Source organism: Enterobacter sp. ECC-219 (assembly GCF_043966805.1).
Lineage (GTDB): Bacteria > Pseudomonadota > Gammaproteobacteria > Enterobacterales > Enterobacteriaceae > Enterobacter > Enterobacter cloacae_N.
Map to the genome: position 1 here is coordinate 4,192,196 of NZ_CP143680.1, position 17,962 is coordinate 4,210,157.

15 protein-coding genes are annotated in these 17,962 nt (G+C 55.0%); 2 read left to right on the forward strand and 13 right to left on the reverse strand.

The window, feature by feature from the left end:
* The 13 genes from nuoM to lrhA all read right to left on the reverse strand — a co-directional run bounded on the left by nuoM (position 1) and on the right by lrhA (position 15,045).
* Positions 1–1,530, reverse strand: a complete 1,530-nt coding sequence (gene nuoM / locus V1603_RS19970; protein ID WP_023312532.1) for an NADH-quinone oxidoreductase subunit M — start codon at positions 1,528–1,530, stop codon at positions 1–3.
* Between the two features lie 76 nt (positions 1,531–1,606).
* Positions 1,607–3,448, reverse strand: coding sequence for an NADH-quinone oxidoreductase subunit L (nuoL, locus tag V1603_RS19975; protein ID WP_061097545.1), 1,842 nt, complete (start codon positions 3,446–3,448; stop codon positions 1,607–1,609).
* Positions 3,445–3,747, reverse strand: a complete 303-nt coding sequence (gene nuoK, locus V1603_RS19980) for an NADH-quinone oxidoreductase subunit NuoK (RefSeq protein ID WP_003861496.1) — start codon at positions 3,745–3,747, stop codon at positions 3,445–3,447. Before nuoK ends, nuoL begins: the two co-directional genes overlap by 4 nt.
* On the reverse strand, positions 3,744–4,298 hold the full coding sequence (gene nuoJ / locus V1603_RS19985) for an NADH-quinone oxidoreductase subunit J (RefSeq protein ID WP_008500212.1): 555 nt from the start codon (positions 4,296–4,298) through the stop codon (positions 3,744–3,746). The genes nuoK and nuoJ overlap by 4 nt, the downstream gene beginning before the upstream one ends.
* A gap of 10 nt (positions 4,299–4,308) precedes the next feature.
* The gene (gene nuoI, locus V1603_RS19990; protein ID WP_003861491.1) at positions 4,309–4,851 is read right to left on the reverse strand and encodes an NADH-quinone oxidoreductase subunit NuoI; all 543 of its coding nucleotides are present in this window, start codon (positions 4,849–4,851) and stop codon (positions 4,309–4,311) included.
* Between the two features lie 13 nt (positions 4,852–4,864).
* Positions 4,865–5,842 (reverse strand): NADH-quinone oxidoreductase subunit NuoH, encoded by a 978-nt coding sequence (gene nuoH, locus V1603_RS19995; protein WP_008500211.1) that lies wholly within the window; start codon positions 5,840–5,842, stop codon positions 4,865–4,867.
* Positions 5,839–8,562 carry an NADH-quinone oxidoreductase subunit NuoG gene (gene nuoG, locus V1603_RS20000; RefSeq protein WP_395313162.1) on the reverse strand — a complete coding sequence of 908 codons (2,724 nt, stop codon included), beginning with the start codon at positions 8,560–8,562 and terminating at the stop codon, positions 5,839–5,841. The genes nuoH and nuoG overlap by 4 nt, the downstream gene beginning before the upstream one ends.
* A 54-nt stretch (positions 8,563–8,616) precedes the next feature.
* On the reverse strand, positions 8,617–9,954 hold the full coding sequence (nuoF, locus tag V1603_RS20005; protein ID WP_006811381.1) for an NADH-quinone oxidoreductase subunit NuoF: 1,338 nt from the start codon (positions 9,952–9,954) through the stop codon (positions 8,617–8,619).
* Entirely contained in the window at positions 9,951–10,451 is a 501-nt protein-coding gene (nuoE, locus tag V1603_RS20010; protein WP_006176513.1) for an NADH-quinone oxidoreductase subunit NuoE, read from the reverse strand. Before nuoE ends, nuoF begins: the two co-directional genes overlap by 4 nt.
* Before the next feature lie 2 nt (positions 10,452–10,453).
* Complete coding sequence (gene nuoC / locus V1603_RS20015; protein ID WP_028013933.1) at positions 10,454–12,256, reverse strand: NADH-quinone oxidoreductase subunit C/D; 1,803 nt, start codon at positions 12,254–12,256, stop codon at positions 10,454–10,456.
* Positions 12,257–12,345: 89 nt separating this feature from the next.
* Positions 12,346–13,020 carry an NADH-quinone oxidoreductase subunit NuoB gene (gene nuoB / locus V1603_RS20020; RefSeq protein WP_003861482.1) on the reverse strand — a complete coding sequence of 225 codons (675 nt, stop codon included), beginning with the start codon at positions 13,018–13,020 and terminating at the stop codon, positions 12,346–12,348.
* Positions 13,021–13,035: 15 nt separating this feature from the next.
* Entirely contained in the window at positions 13,036–13,476 is a 441-nt protein-coding gene (gene nuoA / locus V1603_RS20025; RefSeq protein WP_014171000.1) for an NADH-quinone oxidoreductase subunit NuoA, read from the reverse strand.
* Between the two features lie 630 nt (positions 13,477–14,106).
* Positions 14,107–15,045 (reverse strand): transcriptional regulator LrhA, encoded by a 939-nt coding sequence (lrhA, locus tag V1603_RS20030; protein ID WP_116338570.1) that lies wholly within the window; start codon positions 15,043–15,045, stop codon positions 14,107–14,109.
* Between the two features lie 938 nt (positions 15,046–15,983).
* On the opposite strand from lrhA, the gene alaA reads away from it, so the two are divergent.
* Both alaA and yfbR read left to right on the forward strand, forming a co-directional pair.
* Positions 15,984–17,198 (forward strand): alanine transaminase AlaA, encoded by a 1,215-nt coding sequence (alaA, locus tag V1603_RS20035; protein WP_111962578.1) that lies wholly within the window; start codon positions 15,984–15,986, stop codon positions 17,196–17,198.
* Between the two features lie 94 nt (positions 17,199–17,292).
* The gene (gene yfbR, locus V1603_RS20040; protein WP_116338568.1) at positions 17,293–17,892 is read left to right on the forward strand and encodes a 5'-deoxynucleotidase; all 600 of its coding nucleotides are present in this window, start codon (positions 17,293–17,295) and stop codon (positions 17,890–17,892) included.
* The last annotated feature ends 70 nt before the right edge of the window (positions 17,893–17,962 follow it).

Sequence of the window (17,962 nt, forward strand, 5' to 3'; positions counted from 1 at the left end):
TTACGGCCTTGTAGTAGAAGCAGAATTAACAAACCACTGCTGGATGTTACCCATCGCGCTGTGCGAGGTATCCAGAATCGGCTGCGGGAAGAAGCCCAGCAGCACCAGCAGTACGACCAGCAGCAGGATGATGAACAGCTCGCGCAGCGACATCCCCGGCAGTTCTTGAGCAGCAATTTCGCTCTTCGCTTTACCGAAGTAAGCGCGGTGCAGCATCGCCAGCGAGTACACGGAAGCGAAAACCAGACCAAAGGTGGAGATCACGGTAATCACCGGTACCACTTTGAAGCTGCCGAACAGAATCATAAATTCGCCGACGAAGTTACCGGTACCTGGCATCCCCAGGGTAGCCACCGCGAAGAACATGGACAGCGCTGGCAGCCACTTAATTTTGCTCCACAGGCCGCCCATCATGCGCATGTCGCGGGTATGCAGACGTTCGTACAACTGGCCGCACAGGATGAAGAGGCCGGCTGCGGACAGACCGTGCGCAATCATCTGGATCACCGCGCCCTGGTACGCCAGCTGGCTGCCGGTGTAGATAGCAATCAGCACGAAGCCCATGTGGGAAACGGAGGTGTAGGCAATCAGACGCTTGATGTCGTACTGCGTGAAAGCCATCCACGCGCCGTAGAAGATACCGATTACGCCCAGCCACATGGCGATTGGCGCGAACTCTGCGGAAGCATTCGGGAACAGCGGCAGTGCGAAGCGCAGCAGACCGTAGGCCGCCGTTTTCAGCAAGATGCCCGCCAGGTCAACGGAACCCGCCGTTGGTGCCTGAGAGTGCGCGTCTGGCAGCCAGCCGTGCAGCGGAACCACCGGCATTTTCACCGCGAAGGCGATGAAGAAGCCCAGCATCAGCAGGTATTCAACGCCGTGGGACATTGGCGTCTTCAGCAGATCTTCGTAGTTGAAGGTCCAGGTGCCGGTCGCGTTGTGGTGAACAAACACCAGCGCCAGAATCGCAATCAGCATCACCAGACCACTCGCCTGGGTATAGATGAAGAATTTGGTTGCCGCCGTGATACGCGTTTTACCGTCGGACGCCTTGTGGCCCCACAGCGCGATCAGGAAGTACATCGGCACCAGCATCATCTCCCAGAAGAAGAAGAACAGGAACATGTCGATGGCAAGGAACACGCCGATCACGCCGCCCAGGATCCACATCAGGTTCAGGTGGAAGAAGCCCTGGTATTTTTCGATTTCTCGCCAGGAGCAGAGTACCGCCAGAACGCCGAGCAGACCGGTCAGCACTACCATCAGCAGCGACAGACCGTCAATCGCCAGGTGGATGGTGATACCGAAACGCGGGATCCACGGCAGGATAAACTCAGACTGCCACTGCGGAATGCCCGCAGACTGGGTCAGTGAGTAACCGCCCTGCAACCACAGTTGCAGGCCAAGCGCGAGCGTCAATCCCATGGTGATCAGCGCGATCCAGCGCGGCATCTTCACGCCAAAGCGTTCAGTCTGCCAGCACAGGAAGCCGCCGATGAAGGGAATTAATATTAGCCAGGGTAGTAACATGGCGATTTACATTCCTTTTTAAGGCCCCCAGCAGGGGCCTGATTTTCAACGAATTCGAATAAAATTCACTTAACGATCAACGCAACACCATCAGCAGCGCCAGCACGACAACCGCACCGATGCTCATGGACGCCACATACCAGCGCAGGTAACCGTTCTCGCTGTACAGCAGGCCTTTACCTGCAAAGCGGGAGAGGATCGCCGGGATATTCATCAGGCTGTTCAGTGGGTCGCGCTTCAGCAGCCACGCAATGCCCAGGAACGGCTTAACGAAGATCATGTCGTACAGCCAGTCGAAGCCCCACGCGTTGTACCACCAGGTGCCCAGCAGACGGCCCGGCGCGCTGTTGGCAACGGCAGTGACCAGCGTGCGTTTACCCAGCCACAGCCATGCTGCAATCAGAATACCCGCGATAGCGACCACACCGGAGGTGATTTCAAGCGTCAGAACGCGACCGTGCTCAAGCTCGGTAGTGTCTGGCAGTACGCCCTGCAGCGGAGGCACAATCATCGCGCCAACGAAGGTGGAGAGTACCAGCAGCACAATCAGCGGCAGGTGGTGGGTGATCCCCTTACCTGCGTGAGCGTGAATTTGTTCTTTACCGTGGAATACGATGAAAATCATACGGAAGGTATACAGGGAGGTCATAAACGCACCGACCAGACCCGCAACCATAAGATTGATATGACCATTCGCCATGGCGCCCGCAAGGATTTCGTCCTTACTGAAGAAGCCCGCGGTGATCAGCGGCAGTGCCGCCAGCGCCGCGCCGCCCACCAGGAAGCAAACATACACCAGCGGGATGGACTTACGCAGTCCGCCCATCTTGAAGATGTTCTGTTCGTGATGGCAGGCCAGGATGACGGAACCGGACGAGAGGAACAGCAGCGCTTTAAAGAACGCGTGCGTCATCAGGTGGAAAATGGCCGCGTCCCACGCCTGAACGCCCAGCGCCAGGAACATGTAACCAATCTGGCTCATGGTGGAGTATGCGAGAACACGCTTGATGTCGGTCTGCACCAGCGCAGCAAAGCCCGCCAGCACCAGCGTAACTGCACCGACAATACCCACCAGATGCAGAATTTCCGGGGTCATCAGGAACAGGCCATGGGTACGCGCAATCAGATAAACACCAGCGGTTACCATGGTCGCGGCGTGGATCAGCGCGGAGACAGGGGTTGGACCCGCCATCGCGTCGGCCAGCCAGGTCTGCAACGGCAGCTGTGCGGATTTACCCACGGCACCACCCAGCAGCATCAGCGTTGCCCACCACAGCATGTTGTTGCCTGCTTCGAAGTGCGCCGGCGCCAGTTCCACCATTTCGCGGAAGTTCAGCGTGCCCAGTTCGTTGTAGAGAATGAACAACGCGAACGCGAGGAAGACGTCACCCACGCGGGTCACGACGAACGCTTTCATGGCCGCTGCGCCATTCTTCGGATCGGTATAGTAGAAACCGATCAGCAGGTAAGAACACAGACCCACGCCTTCCCAGCCCAGATACATCAGCAGCAGGTTATCGGCCAGCACCAGAACGACCATGCTGGCGATAAACAGGTTGGTGTAGGCGAAGAAGCGGGAGTATCCCTCTTCACCGCGCATGTACCAGGAGGCAAACATGTGGATCAGGAAGCCGACGCCGGTGACCACGGAGAGCATGGTCAGCGAGAGGCCGTCCAGCACCAGGTTGAAACCGATGTTGAAATCACCGACCGACATCCACGTCCACAGCGGCACGCTGAAAGGCTGACGCCCGTTGTTAAAGAAGTCGATACCCGCATACGCTGTGACCAGCGCGGCCAGGCCAACAGAGCCCATGCCGACGGTTGCAGACAGATTCTCAGACCAGCGGCCGCGAGAAAACGCCAGCAGCACGAAGCCAATCAGCGGAAAAATAATGGTTAAGGCAAGCATGTTCATCCACGCAACTCACTTACTGAATCGATGTTCAGATTCTGGCGGCGACGATGGAGCTGCAGCAACAGCGCCAGGCCAATACTCGCTTCGGCAGCCGCGAGGCTGATAGCGAGAATGTACATCACCTGACCATCGGTCTGGCCCCAGTAGCTTCCGGCGACCACGAAGGCCAGCGCGGAGGCGTTAATCATGATTTCCAGACCGATCAGCATAAACAGCAGATTGCGGCGGATAACCAGACCGGTCAGACCCAGAACGAATAAAATCGCAGCGAGGATCAGTCCATGTGTTAAGGGGATCATGCGCGCTCCTCCGTTTTTCTTTTCGCGCGGTCGTCAGTGCGGTTGCTCAGCACCTCGCCAGCACGCTCTTCACGGCCAACGTGGAAAGCCACAACCAGGCCTGCCAGCAACAGCATAGAGGCCAGTTCCACCGCCAGAACGTATGGGCCAAAGAGCGTGATACCCACCTCTTTCGCACCAATCGGCGTGCCGTCGATGCCCTGATCGTTAACACCCAGGATGGCGTAAACGATCACCACCAGCATGATGGCCGACAAAATTGCCGGGCCAATCCACACCTGCGGTTTTAACCACTGACGTTCCTGCTCAATTTCAGAGCCGCCCAGGTTCAGCATCATCACCACGAATACGAACAGCACCATGATGGCCCCGGCGTAGACGATGATTTCCAGCGCACCGGCAAAGTGCGCGCCCAGCGCGAAGAACACCCCGGAAATGGCCAGCAGCGAGATGATTAAGTACAGCAGCGCATGCACCGGATTGGTGTGCGTAATCACTCGCAGCGTGGCCAGGATGGCGATAAGGCCACAGATATAAAAAGCGAATTCCATTGCCCTCTCCTTACGGTAACAGGCTCTTGACGTCGATAGGCTTAGCTTCGTTCTCTGCTTCGCCCTTATCTTTGCCGTCGATTGCCATACCCGCCATCCGGTAGAAGTTATATTCCGGGTATTTGCCCGGACCGGAAATCAGCAGATCCTCTTTCTCGTACACCAGGTCCTGACGCTTGTACTCACCCAGCTCAAAGTCCGGAGTCAGCTGAATCGCCGTGGTTGGGCACGCTTCTTCACACAGACCGCAGAAGATGCAGCGTGAGAAGTTGATGCGGAAGAACTCAGGGTACCAGCGGCCGTCTACCGTCTCTGCTTTCTGCAGAGAGATACAGCCGACCGGACACGCTACCGCACACAGGTTACAGGCAACGCAGCGCTCGGAACCGTCCGGGTCGCGCGTCAGCACGATACGGCCACGGTAGCGCGGCGGCAGATATACCGGCTCTTCCGGGTACATCCGGGTTTCGCGTTTGGCAAACGCGTGCAGGCCGATCATCCAGATACTGCGTACCTGGGTACCGAAGCCTACCAGTAATTCTTTTAAGGTCATGGTCTATAGCCCCTTATGGCTGCTGCCAGAGAATGACAGCTGCCGTTACCAACAAGTTGACGAGCGTCAGCGGCAGGCACACTTTCCAGCCGAAGGACATTACCTGGTCATAACGCGGACGCGGTAACGCTGCGCGAATCAAAATGAACATCATCATGAAGAACGCGGTTTTCAGCGCGAACCAGATGAACGGCGGTAAGAACGGGCCATGCCAGCCACCAAAGAACAGCGTTACCATCAACGCGGAAATGGTGACGATACCGATGTACTCGCCCACGAAGAACAGACCGAATTTCATACCGGAATATTCAATGTGGTAACCGTCGGCCAGTTCCTGTTCGGCTTCTGGCTGGTCAAACGGGTGACGGTGACACACGGCCACGCCCGCGATAGCAAAGGTAATAAACCCAAAGAACTGCGGGATAACGTTCCAGATGTCGGCCTGGTTATTGACGATGTCGGTCATGTTGAATGAACCGGCCTGCGCCACCACGCCCATCAGGGAGAGCCCCAGGAACACTTCGTAGCTCAGCGTCTGCGCGGAAGCACGCATCGCACCCAGCAGCGAGTATTTGTTGTTACTGGACCAGCCTGCGAACAGCACCGCGTAAACCGCGAGGCCTGCCATCATCAGGAAGAACAGAATGCCGATGTTCAGGTCAGCGACCACCCAGGTCGGACTGACCGGAACGATAGCAAACGCCAGCAGCAGCGAGGTGAAGGCGATCATCGGTGCCAGAGTAAAGATCACGCGGTCCGAGAAGCGTGGGATCCAGTCCTCTTTAAAGAACATCTTGATCATGTCCGCGACCAGCTGAAGTGAACCACCCCAGCCCACGCGGTTCGGTCCGTAACGGTTCTGGAACAGACCGAGCAGACGACGTTCACCAAAGCTCATGAACGCGCCGCAGGTGACCACCACCAGCAGGATAACGATCGCTTTCAGAATGCTCAGCAGGATGTCGATAAGATCCGGCGTTAACCAACTCATGCTTTTGCCTCCTGCAGATTATCAAGACGCGCGCCCGCCAGAACCGGGGCGATGCCAGGCATACCCATCGGCAGACCCACCTGCCCTGCTGTCAGACCTTCAGAGATAATCAGCGGCAGGCTGATTGTCTGGCCTTCATAGCTAAAGGCGATCTTCGCGCCCGCGTTAACGCCAAGCTTCGCGGCATCCGCCGGGTTGAGCTTGATGTAAGGCTGCGGCATACGGGTCTGGAAGACCGGTGAACGCTGGGACAGCTCGTCGCTACCGAACAGATGGTAGTACGGCGCAATACGCCACTGACCATCCTGAGCCTGGAAGCTCGCCGGTACGGTCGTGAAGAAATCCAGACCGGTTTCGGAGGCTTCAATCAGACGCACGCCCGGATCGCCGTGGCGCAGGGAGCCGCCCACTTCAGCCTGGAACTTGTTCCACGCCTGCGGGGAGTTCCAGCCCGGAGCCCATGCGAACGGGATTTGCGAACGCGGCGCAGACGGCTGGTTGTTCCCTTCCATGGAGAAGGCGAACATGGTGTCTTTATCCTGCGGCTGGCGCGGTTCGTGCACGCTGATGTTGGCGCGCATCGCGGTACGACCGCTGTAGCGGTGCGGTTCACGCGCCAGTTTCTGGCCGCGAATGCGGAAGCTTGCTTCAGGCGCGGCATCTTTAATGCCTGCCAGCTGAGGCAGTTTTTCGACTACCGCGTCGATAACGTGGTCGAGCTGCGTCCAGTCCACTTCACGGCTCTGCACGGTGCTGTGCAGGGAGTGCAGCCAGCGCCAGCTTTCCAGCATCACGGTGTTGCTGTCGTAGTACGCCGGGTCGTAAACCTGGAAGAAACGCTGGGCGCGGCCTTCGTTGTTAATAACCGTACCGTCGCTTTCTGCGAAGCTTGCCGCAGAGAGCACCAGGTGTGCTTTGTCCATGATCGCGGTGCGCTGATGGTCAATCACCATCACCAGCGGCGCTTTGGAGAGCGCTGCGTCAACGCGAGCGGCAGACGCATGACGATGCAGGTCGTTTTCCAGCACCACAACGGCGTCAGCGGAACCGGACTCCAGTTCGCTTAATGCTTCTTCCAGCGAACCGCCGCCAATCATACCCAGACCGATGCTGTTCACCGCACGGGCAATCATGGTCACGCCAACGTCCGCACCGCGGCCTTTCAGAGCTTTGGCAACGTTTGCTGCCGCCTGAACGATCTCCGCGCTGCCGGCGTTGGTACCGGAAATAATCAGCGGTTTCTTCGCACCCGCCAGGGCCTGAACAATCACGTCGACCTTGTTTTGCAGGTCGCGATCCAGCTCAACGGCTGGGGAGTTGCTGTCCAGCGCGTGGGCAATAGCAAAGCCAAGACGCGCCTGATCTTCAACCGGCGCGCAGTAGGTCCACGCGGCGATATCGTCCAGACGGGTGCTGTCGACGTTGGTCACAAACAGAGGATGCTTCGCGCGCTGGCCAATGTTGAGGATTGCCGCAATCTGCCAGTCGGCCACTTTCTGCGCCGCTGCCATTTCACGCGCTTTGCCCTTCACCGCCTGACGAACCGCCAGAGCCGCGCGTGCGCCGGTCTGCGTCAGGTCTTCACCCAGCACCAGAACCGCATCATAGGATTCAATTTCGCGCAGCGCAGGGGTATGGATACCACCTTCACGCAGCACTTTCAGTACCAGCTGCAGACGTTCCTGCTCGCCCTGGGCGATACCGGTATAGAAGTTTTCTGCCCCAACCAGCTCGCGCAGCGCGAAGTTGCTTTCGATGCTGGCGCGCGGGGAGCCGATACCGATCACTTTCTTCGACTGGCGCAGAATATCTGCCGCGCCCTGCATCGCCTGCTCGGCGTTCAGGGTGATGAAATCGTCGCCACGGCGCTGAACCGGCTGACGCGGACGGTCTTTCAGGTTCACATAGCCATAGCCGAAACGACCGCGGTCGCACAGGAAATAGTGGTTAACGGTACCGTTGTAGCGGTTTTCGATACGACGCAGCTCGCCGTAACGCTCACCCGGGCTGGTGTTACAGCCGAGGGAACACTGCTGGCAGATGCTTGGCGCAAACTGCATGTCCCATTTACGGTTGTAACGCTCGGAGTGGGTTTTATCCGTGAAGACGCCGGTCGGGCAGATTTCTACCAGGTTACCGGAGAATTCGCTTTCCAGTACGCCGTCTTCTGGACGACCGAAGTAGACGTTGTCATGTGCGCCATACACGCCCAGATCCTGACCGTCTGCATAGTCTTTGTAGTAACGCACGCAGCGGTAGCAGGCGATGCAGCGGTTCATTTCGTGAGAGATGAACGGCCCAAGGTCCTGGTTACGGTGGGTACGCTTAGTAAAGCGATAGCGACGGAAGCTGTGACCGGTCATCACGGTCATATCCTGAAGGTGGCAGTTACCGCCCTCTTCACAAACCGGACAGTCGTGCGGGTGGTTGGTCATCAACCACTCCACCACGCTTTCGCGGAACTGTTTGGCTTCTTCGTCATCAATCGAAATAAAGGTGCCTTCGGTGGCTGGCGTCATACAGGACATCACCAGGCGACCACGCGTGTCTTCCGCGTTTTGATATTGCTTCACCGCACACTGGCGGCAAGCACCGACGCTGCCCAGCGCCGGATGCCAGCAAAAGTACGGAATATCGAGGCCAAGAGACAGACAAGCTTCCAGCAGGTTGTCCGCCCCGTTGACTTCGTATTCTTTGCCGTCTACATGAATCGTAGCCATTAGCATGCTTCCAGTTGGCTCGGCCGAAACCGAGCGTTAATCAAAATTCTGTTTTTACCAGCGCGCTTTCAGCAGGTTCGGCTGAATACCATTGATTGAATGGGTATTGCTGAACGGCTGCTTGATGCCTGCTTCGAATTCGTCGCGGAAATATTTAATCGCGCTCTGCAGCGGCTCGACGGCACCCGGTGCGTGGGCGCAGAAGGTTTTACCTGGCCCTAAGAATCGACACAGTTGCTCAAGCGTCTCGATATCGCCCGGCTGGCCTTCGCCACGCTCAATGGCGCGCAGGATCTTCACGCTCCACGGCAGTCCGTCACGGCACGGTGTACACCAGCCGCAGGACTCGCGGGCAAAGAACTCTTCCAGGTTACGCACCAGCGAGACCATGCCGATCTCGTGGTCGACGGCCATCGCCAGCGCCGTACCCAGACGGCTGCCTGCTTTACCAATGCTTTCGAATTCCATCGGCAGGTCAAGGTGGGCTTCGGTCAGGAAGTCTGTCCCTGCCCCACCCGGCTGCCAGGCTTTAAATTTCAGGCCATCGCGCATGCCGCCCGCGTAGTCTTCAAGAATTTCACGTGCGGTGGTACCGAACGGCAGTTCCCAGACGCCAGGATTCTTCACGCGGCCGGAGAAGCCCATCAGCTTGGTACCGGCATCTTTGCTTGAGGAGATGCCCTGATACCACTCCACGCCGTTGGCGAGGATCGCCGGAACGTTACACAGGGTTTCAACGTTGTTTACGCAGGTCGGTTTACCCCATACGCCGGAGCTTGCCGGGAACGGTGGCTTGGAACGCGGGTTCGCGCGGCGGCCTTCGAGGGAGTTAATCAGCGCGGTTTCTTCACCGCAGATATAACGCCCGGCACCGGTGTGCACGAACAGTTCGAAGTCAAACCCGGTACCCAGGATGTTTTTACCCAGCAGACCCGCTTCTGTCGCTTCGGCAATCGCGCGACGCAGGTTTTCTGCCGCTTCGATGTACTCACCGCGCAGGAAGATGTAGCCACGGTACGCTTTCAGCGCGAACGCGGAGATCAGCATGCCTTCCACCAGCAGGTGCGGCAGCTGCTCCATCAGCAGGCGGTCTTTATAGGTGCCCGGCTCCATTTCATCGGCGTTACACAGCAGGTAACGGATGTTCATGGATTCGTCTTTTGGCATCAGGCTCCACTTCAGGCCGGTGGAGAAACCCGCGCCGCCGCGGCCTTTCAGGCCGGAATCTTTTACCGCGTTAACGATGTCGTCCGGCGCCATGCCGCCAAGGGCTTTACGCGCGCCGGCATAGCCGTTTTTGCTCTGGTATTCGTCGAGCCATACCGGCTGTTTGTCATCGCGCAGACGCCAGGTCAGCGGATGCGTCTCAGCAGTACGAATTACAGTTTTCATTTGTACTGCTCCAGCAGGTCAGGAATCGCTTCCGGCGTCAGATGGCTGTGAGTGTCCTCATCAATCATCATGGTCGGCCCCTTGTCGCAGTTACCCAGGCAGCAGGTTGGCAGCAGAGTAAAGCGTCCATCGAACGTGGTCTGGCCCGGCTTGATATTGAGCTTCTTTTCAATCGCAGCCTGAATGCCCTGATAGCCGGTGATGTGGCAGACAACGCTGTCACAGTAGCGGATCACATGGCGGCCTACCGGCTGACGGAAGATCTGGCTGTAGAACGTGGCTACGCCTTCTACGTCACTGGCCGGAATACCCAGCACTTTCGCGATTTCATAGATCGCCCCATCCGGCACCCAACCACGCTGTTTCTGTACGATTTTCAGCGCTTCAATGGACGCCGCACGCGGGTCTTCGTAGTGGTGCATCTCGTGCTCAATGGCGGCACGCTCTGCTTCACTCAGCTCAAAAGCCTCGGTTTGTGGTTGTTGATTCTCGTGCATAATTAGCGGTCCACATCTGACATAACAAAATCGATACTACCCAGATACACAATCAGGTCGGAGACCAGACTGCCGCGGATGGCGGACGGAATCTGCTGCAGGTGCGCAAAGCTCGGCGTACGCACGCGGGTACGGTAGCTCATGGTGCTGCCGTCACTGGTCAGGTAGTAACTGTTAATACCCTTGGTCGCTTCAATCATCTGGAAGGATTCTTGCGCCGGCATGACCGGACCCCAGGAAACCTGCAGGAAGTGGGTGATCAGGGTTTCGATATGCTGCAGCGTGCGCTCTTTCGGTGGCGGCGTCGTGAGCGGGTGATCCGCCTTGAACGGGCCTTCCGGCATGTTGTTGAGGCACTGCTCAAGGATGCGCAGACTCTGGCGCAACTCTTCCACTTTCAGCATCACGCGGGTGTAGCAGTCGGACACTCCGCCGCCCACCGGGACTTCAAAGTCGAAGTTCTCGTAGCCAGAGTAAGGACGGGCTTTACGCACGTCGAAATCAATACCGGTCGCGCGCAGGCCAGCACCTGTGGTACCCCACTCCAGCGCTTCTTTCGCGCCGTAGGCGGCAACGCCCTGGGAACGGCCTTTCAGGATGGTGTTGCGCAGCGCGGCTTTCTCGTAGGAGGCCAGACGCTTCGGCATCCAGTCGAGGAATTCACGCAGCAGGCGGTCCCAGCCGCGCGGCAGATCGTGTGCCACGCCGCCGATACGGAACCAGGCCGGGTGCATACGGAAACCGGTAATCGCTTCCACCAGATCGTAGATTTTCTGACGATCGGTAAAGGCAAAGAAGACCGGAGTCATCGCGCCGACGTCCTGAATGAAGGTGGAGATGTATAGCAGGTGGCTGTTGATGCGGAACAGTTCTGACAACATCACGCGAATCACGTTAACGCGATCCGGTACGGTGATGCCTGCCAGTTTCTCAACGGCCAGCACGTATGGCATCTCGTTGACGCAGCCGCCGAGGTACTCGATACGGTCGGTATACGGAATGTAGCTGTGCCAGGACTGACGCTCGCCCATCTTCTCAGCACCACGGTGGTGGTAGCCGATGTCAGGCACGCAGTCGACAATCTCTTCGCCATCAAGCTGAAGAATAATACGGAATGCACCGTGCGCAGACGGGTGGTTTGGACCGAGGTTGAGGAACATGAAGTCCTCGTTTTCGGTACCGCGCTTCATGCCCCAGTCTTCAGGTTTGAAGGTCAGCGCTTCCATCTCCAGATCCTGCTTGGCTTTGGTCAGCTCAAACGGATCGAATTCAGTCGCACGTGCCGGGTAGTCTTTACGCAGCGGGTGGCCGGTCCAGGTCTGCGGCATCATGATGCGCGTCAGATGCGGGTGGCCGTCGAAGGTCATGCCGAACATTTCCCAGGTTTCACGCTCGTACCAGTTGGCGTTCGGGAAAAGTTTGGTGATCGTCGGCAGATGCATGTCGTTTTCAGACAATGCCACCTTGAGCATGATATCCGTGTTGCGGTCTATTGAGATCAGGTGGTAGAAAACGGAAAAATCCGCAGCAGGGAGACCCTGGCGGTGCGTACGCAGACGTTCGTCCATGCCGTGTAAGTCAAACAGCATGACGTAAGGTTTTGGCAATTTCTTGAGGAAATCGACAACTTCCAGCAATTGCTCACGCTTCACCCAAACAACGGGTACCCCGGTGCGGGTCGCCTGAACGGTAAAGGCATCCGGCCCAAAACGGTTGCGCAGTTCGCCAATGACGGGGTCATCAAGATGATCCCGGGTCTGCCAGGCGGCTTCTTGCGCGGTTAAGTCGGTCATATTGTTCACCATTGCAAATGGTCCGTGGTGACTGTTAAGCCTGGCTTCGCGCTATTTGAGTAGTGATATGCGAAGGTTTTCTCCAGGCCTACAGGCGCAAATTAAATTTCGTCAGGCGTACGCAGGTTGGTGACGGCAATACGTTCACCACGTTTACGCTCGCGCTCAGACTGCATGTTCGCGCGATAGACACCCTGATCGCCAACAACCCATGAAAGCGGGCGACGTTCTTTACCGATAGACTCCTGCAGCAGCATCAGCGCCTGCATATAGGCTTCTGGACGCGGCGGACAGCCCGGAATGTAAACATCCACCGGAATGAACTTATCAACGCCCTGCACGACGGAATAAATGTCGTACATACCGCCAGAGTTTGCACATGCGCCCATGGAAATAACCCATTTTGGCTCCAGCATCTGGTCATACAGACGCTGAATAACAGGTGCCATCTTGGTAAAGCAGGTACCGGCTACCACCATCAGGTCAGCCTGACGCGGGGAAGCACGCAGTACCTCGGCCCCAAAACGCGCAACGTCATGCACCGCAGTGAATGACGTCACCATTTCAACGTAGCAGCAAGAAAGACCAAAGTTGTATGGCCAGATAGAGTTCTTACGACCCCAGTTGACCATATCGTGCATGGCATGTTCGAGTTTGCCCATGTACACGCTTTTATTGACTTCTTGCTCCAGGGGGTCGGTTACGATCTCCTGTTTTTGCAGGGGGTAACGGTCATTCTCACCGTTAGGATCTATGCGGGTGAGCGTATAATCCATCTTATTGCCTCGCTGTTACTGCTGACGATTAGAGATACTGTTTTCCGGGTTGATGTGTTCACGACGTGAACGCGCAGGCGTCCAGTCAAGCGCGCCAATACGCACCAGATAAACCAGACCGGCCAGTAACACTAAAATGAAAATTGCGGCCTCGACAAAGCCCACCCAACCACTTTCGCGAATGGAGGTCGACCATGCGAACAGGTAGAGCGCTTCCACGTCGAAGATGACGAAGAACATCGCTACCAGATAGAACTTGGCAGACAGGCGTAAGCGAGCGGAACCTACTGAATCAATACCTGATTCGAAAGGTGTGTTTTTGTGCCTTGCACGGGCGCGACCGCCCAGGAACCAGCCGCCGACTAACATCAGGCAGCACAGGCCAATGGCTACAATAAGAAAGATTGCGAATGCCCAGTGATGAGCGATGACTTCTGTGGATGTTGACATACTCATTGCTTACTCATCAAAAGTGATACCAACGACACTGCTCTTGCTGGCAGATGGGCATCACATCGATTCATGGGGAGGAACAAATAACCTTACACTAACTGTCTGAAATGAGACGTAGACAGCAAAATGATGGGGTTTTTTACTCCTTTCTATAACCTATTGTCAACTTTAACAAAGGTTTCTTCACATTAAATTACATCGAGCGATTCTCATTAACATTTGGTGCCCTTTAACCCTGGTGGTTACCGGACTTTTCGTCAAATGTGTGTTGTTGAATCGTGTCCGTTTTGGAAGTAAAAAAAATAACCCTCCTATTTTGACAGGATTTGCCAACGATTCCTCCCCCCAAATAGGAGTATTTTCTTGATCTGAGACACGCTTTTGTTAATTCAACCAAAAAACCGGCAACATATTTGCTGCTTTTTTAACATCGAGGGGTTATGGACGAAGTTAGAACGCAAAACGAACAATATTTAAGCGAAAGCATTTACCTCTTTGATATATATAATCTCTTTATGAAAACCTGGTGACGAATGGGGATAATATTGTCAAAAAAAAGCCACTGCGTGCGAAAACGACACGAGTGGCTTTTTTTTACACTTACAATTTGTTACCAGAATTTTGAGCTTTTGATCACTCAAAGTCACCTTCTACGATCAGGGAATCATCCCCCCCTTCGGAGGTAACATGCTCGAACTGCCACGGGTTGTGGTAGTTTTGCATCGCCTCAAACACCACCTTTGCCAACTCGTTGTGACTGGCCGCGTTATGGCAAAGCAGGTACTCGGTATCCGGCAGCGCAGGGAGCCCGTCTGATTTACCAAGAACGCGCAGATCGGGGCTCATCATCTCCACCGGACGGGCCGTGACGCCAAGACCGGCTTTCACCGCGGCACGCACCGCGGGCAATGTAGATGCCACATAGGCCAGACGCCACGGAATGTTCGCTTCATTTAACGCCGTTAGCACCATATCGCGGAAGGGACTCGGATCGTCCAGTAAAACCAGCGGTACCGGCTCCCCTTTTTGCAGCACATATTCAGCCGCGCAATACCAGTGCGTTGGCGATGTGCGCAACGTCAGACAATCAAACTGCCCGGGACGATGCGTCGTGACCACCAGGTCGACCTTATTCTCATTTAACATCTCAACCATAAAGGCATTACGTTTTACGCTAACATCCAGCGCAAGCTTCGGATAAACCGAGCTAATTCGATTGAGAAGAAACGGCAAAATAGTATCCGCTGACTCATCAGATGCCCCTAAAGTTAACACCCCCTGAAGGTTGCTAAACATTAATGACATACATGCTTCATCATTAAAGCGAAGAATTTTCCTGGCATAACCCAGTAGCTGAATACCGTGTTCCGTTAAGAGCTTATTACGCCCGTGACGGGCAAAAAGCTCTTTCCCAACCAGTTGCTCCAGCCGCTGCATTTGCTGGCTAACGGCGGACTGAGTTCGGCAGACGGCGGCAGCAGCTGCTGCAAAAGTGTTGAGATCGGCGACCGCAACAAACGTTCTCAGCAGATCGAGGTCGAGATTCATTATCGGACGATTTGCATTTATCATATCTATTCACTTTCAGGTTGCTCGTGCGGAGCTGCCCGGGTTGAAGCTGTGTGTAACAGTTAAGCAATTCCTTCTGAAGGTTTTCCCTCGCATCCCGGCCCGGCAGACTGCCTGACAGATAGTTATTGTGCTGCTTTATATCAACAGTCAGAAAGCACGTTTCATGACGTTATTTTTATTCTCTTAAACGTTCAGGATATTTAGATGTTCGCAGGTTTATGTAAATTACATTAAAGGCGTAACACTTTTTCTGCCATCTTTATCGCAGCGCTGTCAACGTAGCAGGAGATGTTTGACACATTCCAGCCAGAGATAACTCCAACAATAACAATCAATTAAATCAGAAAGCCAGTTTGAGATATACAAAGCTTGTGCATCTTTCTTCTGCTTTCCTTAAAGACATCTTAACCCAAATCCACTTTATTTATAAGTCTTATTGCAATATTCAGGATTAAGGAGGTTTGTTAAGCTTCTCAACTAATTTTATTAAAATTAACTAAAGTTGCATTTTGTTCGCTAATAATAAATAAATTTTAATTTTGATTAAAGCCATTCATTAATAACACTTAACATTAATTTCACATGATTAACTTTTAGCCGCTTCAGGCTATTACTGCAAGATTTTTCCAACACTCAGGTTTTACGAAAAGTCACTTAGCGTGACTTCTGTCTCCTTCCTGCGCGTCATTTATTTTACATCAGAACAATATACATAATTAATAGAATTATACAGCATAAACAACCTTAACCAGCGACCAGATCAATACGTTAAGTCCGTAAAATCGTCAACGACCAGCCAAATAGATTCATCAGAAATTCGCATCGTGCACAAAATCTTCTCCTGTACACCCTTCAAAACGGAGCGAGGGGGGAGTACATTATTCCGTGCTGACTTCCACGGCAGGGAGTGGCAATAATAGCGAAAAGGTTAAAGGTTCATGTCCCCTATCGAAAAATCCAGCAAGCTAGATAACGTCTGTTATGACATCCGTGGCCCGGTTCTGAAAGAGGCAAAACGCCTTGAAGAAGAAGGCAATAAGGTTCTGAAGCTCAACATTGGTAACCCCGCGCCATTTGGTTTTGACGCGCCGGATGAGATTCTGGTTGATGTGATCCGCAACCTGCCTACGGCACAAGGCTATTGCGATTCAAAGGGACTTTACTCGGCACGTAAAGCCATTATGCAGCACTACCAGGCGCGCGGTATGCGTGACGTTACCGTCGAAGATATTTACATTGGCAACGGCGTCTCCGAACTGATCGTTCAGGCCATGCAGGCGCTGCTGAACAGCGGCGACGAAATGCTGGTTCCCGCGCCGGACTATCCGCTATGGACGGCTGCCGTATCACTCTCCAGCGGTAAAGCGGTACATTATCTTTGCGACGAATCTTCTGACTGGTTCCCGGATCTGGATGACATTCGCGCGAAAATCACGCCCCGCACGCGTGGGATTGTGATCATCAACCCGAACAACCCTACGGGCGCGGTCTATTCAAAAGAGCTGCTGATGGAGATCGTGGAGATCGCCCGCCAGCACAACCTGATCATCTTCGCTGACGAAATCTACGACAAGATCCTCTATGACGCGGCACAACACCACTCTATCGCCGCGCTGGCCCCGGACCTGCTGACCGTCACCTTCAACGGCCTGTCTAAAACCTACCGCGTGGCCGGTTTCCGTCAGGGCTGGATGGTGCTGAACGGCCCGAAAAAACACGCTAAAGGCTATATTGAAGGGCTTGAGATGCTGGCGTCGATGCGTCTTTGCGCTAACGTGCCTGCGCAGCACGCGATCCAGACGGCGCTGGGCGGATACCAGAGCATCAGCGAGTTCATCGTCCCTGGCGGTCGCCTGTACGAACAGCGCAACCGCGCATGGGAACTGATCAACGATATTCCGGGCGTCTCCTGCGTGAAGCCGAACGGGGCGCTGTATATGTTCCCTAAAATCGACGCGAAGCGCTTCAATATTCATGACGATCAGAAAATGGTGCTCGATTTCCTGCTGCAGGAAAAAGTGCTGCTGGTACAGGGGACGGCGTTTAACTGGCCGTGGCCGGACCACGTGCGTATCGTAACCTTGCCGCGCGAAGACGATCTCGAAATGGCCATCAGCCGCTTCGGGCGATTCCTCTCTGGGTACCATCAGTAATCTTAAAATCAGGCTACTTCGGTAGCCTGATTTGCATCTTCCCTCCCCTCCCCGCACAATGAAGTCCTGTCGCAGTGAAGACAAAAGGTAACCTATGAGTCAGAGCCATTTCTTTGCCCATCTCTCCCGCCTGAAACTGATCAACCGCTGGCCGCTAATGCGCAACGTACGTACAGAGAACGTGTCTGAGCACAGCCTGCAGGTTGCTATGGTCGCTCATGCGCTGGCTGCCATTAAAAACCGCAAATTTAACGGGCAGGTGAATGCCGAGCGCATCGCTCTGCTGGCGATGTACCACGACGCATCAGAGGTGCTGACCGGCGACCTGCCTACGCCAGTGAAATATTTCAACTCGCAGATTGCACAGGAATATAAGGCTATCGAGAAGATTGCCCAGCACAAGCTTATCGAGATGGTGCCCGAAGAGCTGCGCGATATCTTTGAACCGCTCATCGACGAGCATCAGTATACGGAAGAGGAAAAGTCGCTGGTCAAGCAGGCCGACGCGCTGTGCGCCTATCTGAAGTGTCTGGAAGAGCTGTCTGCGGGCAATAATGAGTTTTTACTGGCGAAAACGCGTCTGGAAAAAACGCTGGAATCCCGCCGCAGCGAAGAGATGGACTATTTCATGCAGGTATTTGTACCAAGCTTCCATCTGTCGCTGGACGAGATTAGCCAGGATTCACCGCTTTAACTATTTGCCCAGCGGCGCTGCGCTTGCAGGGCCTACGCGTCATGTAGGCCGGGTAAGGCGCAGCCGCCAC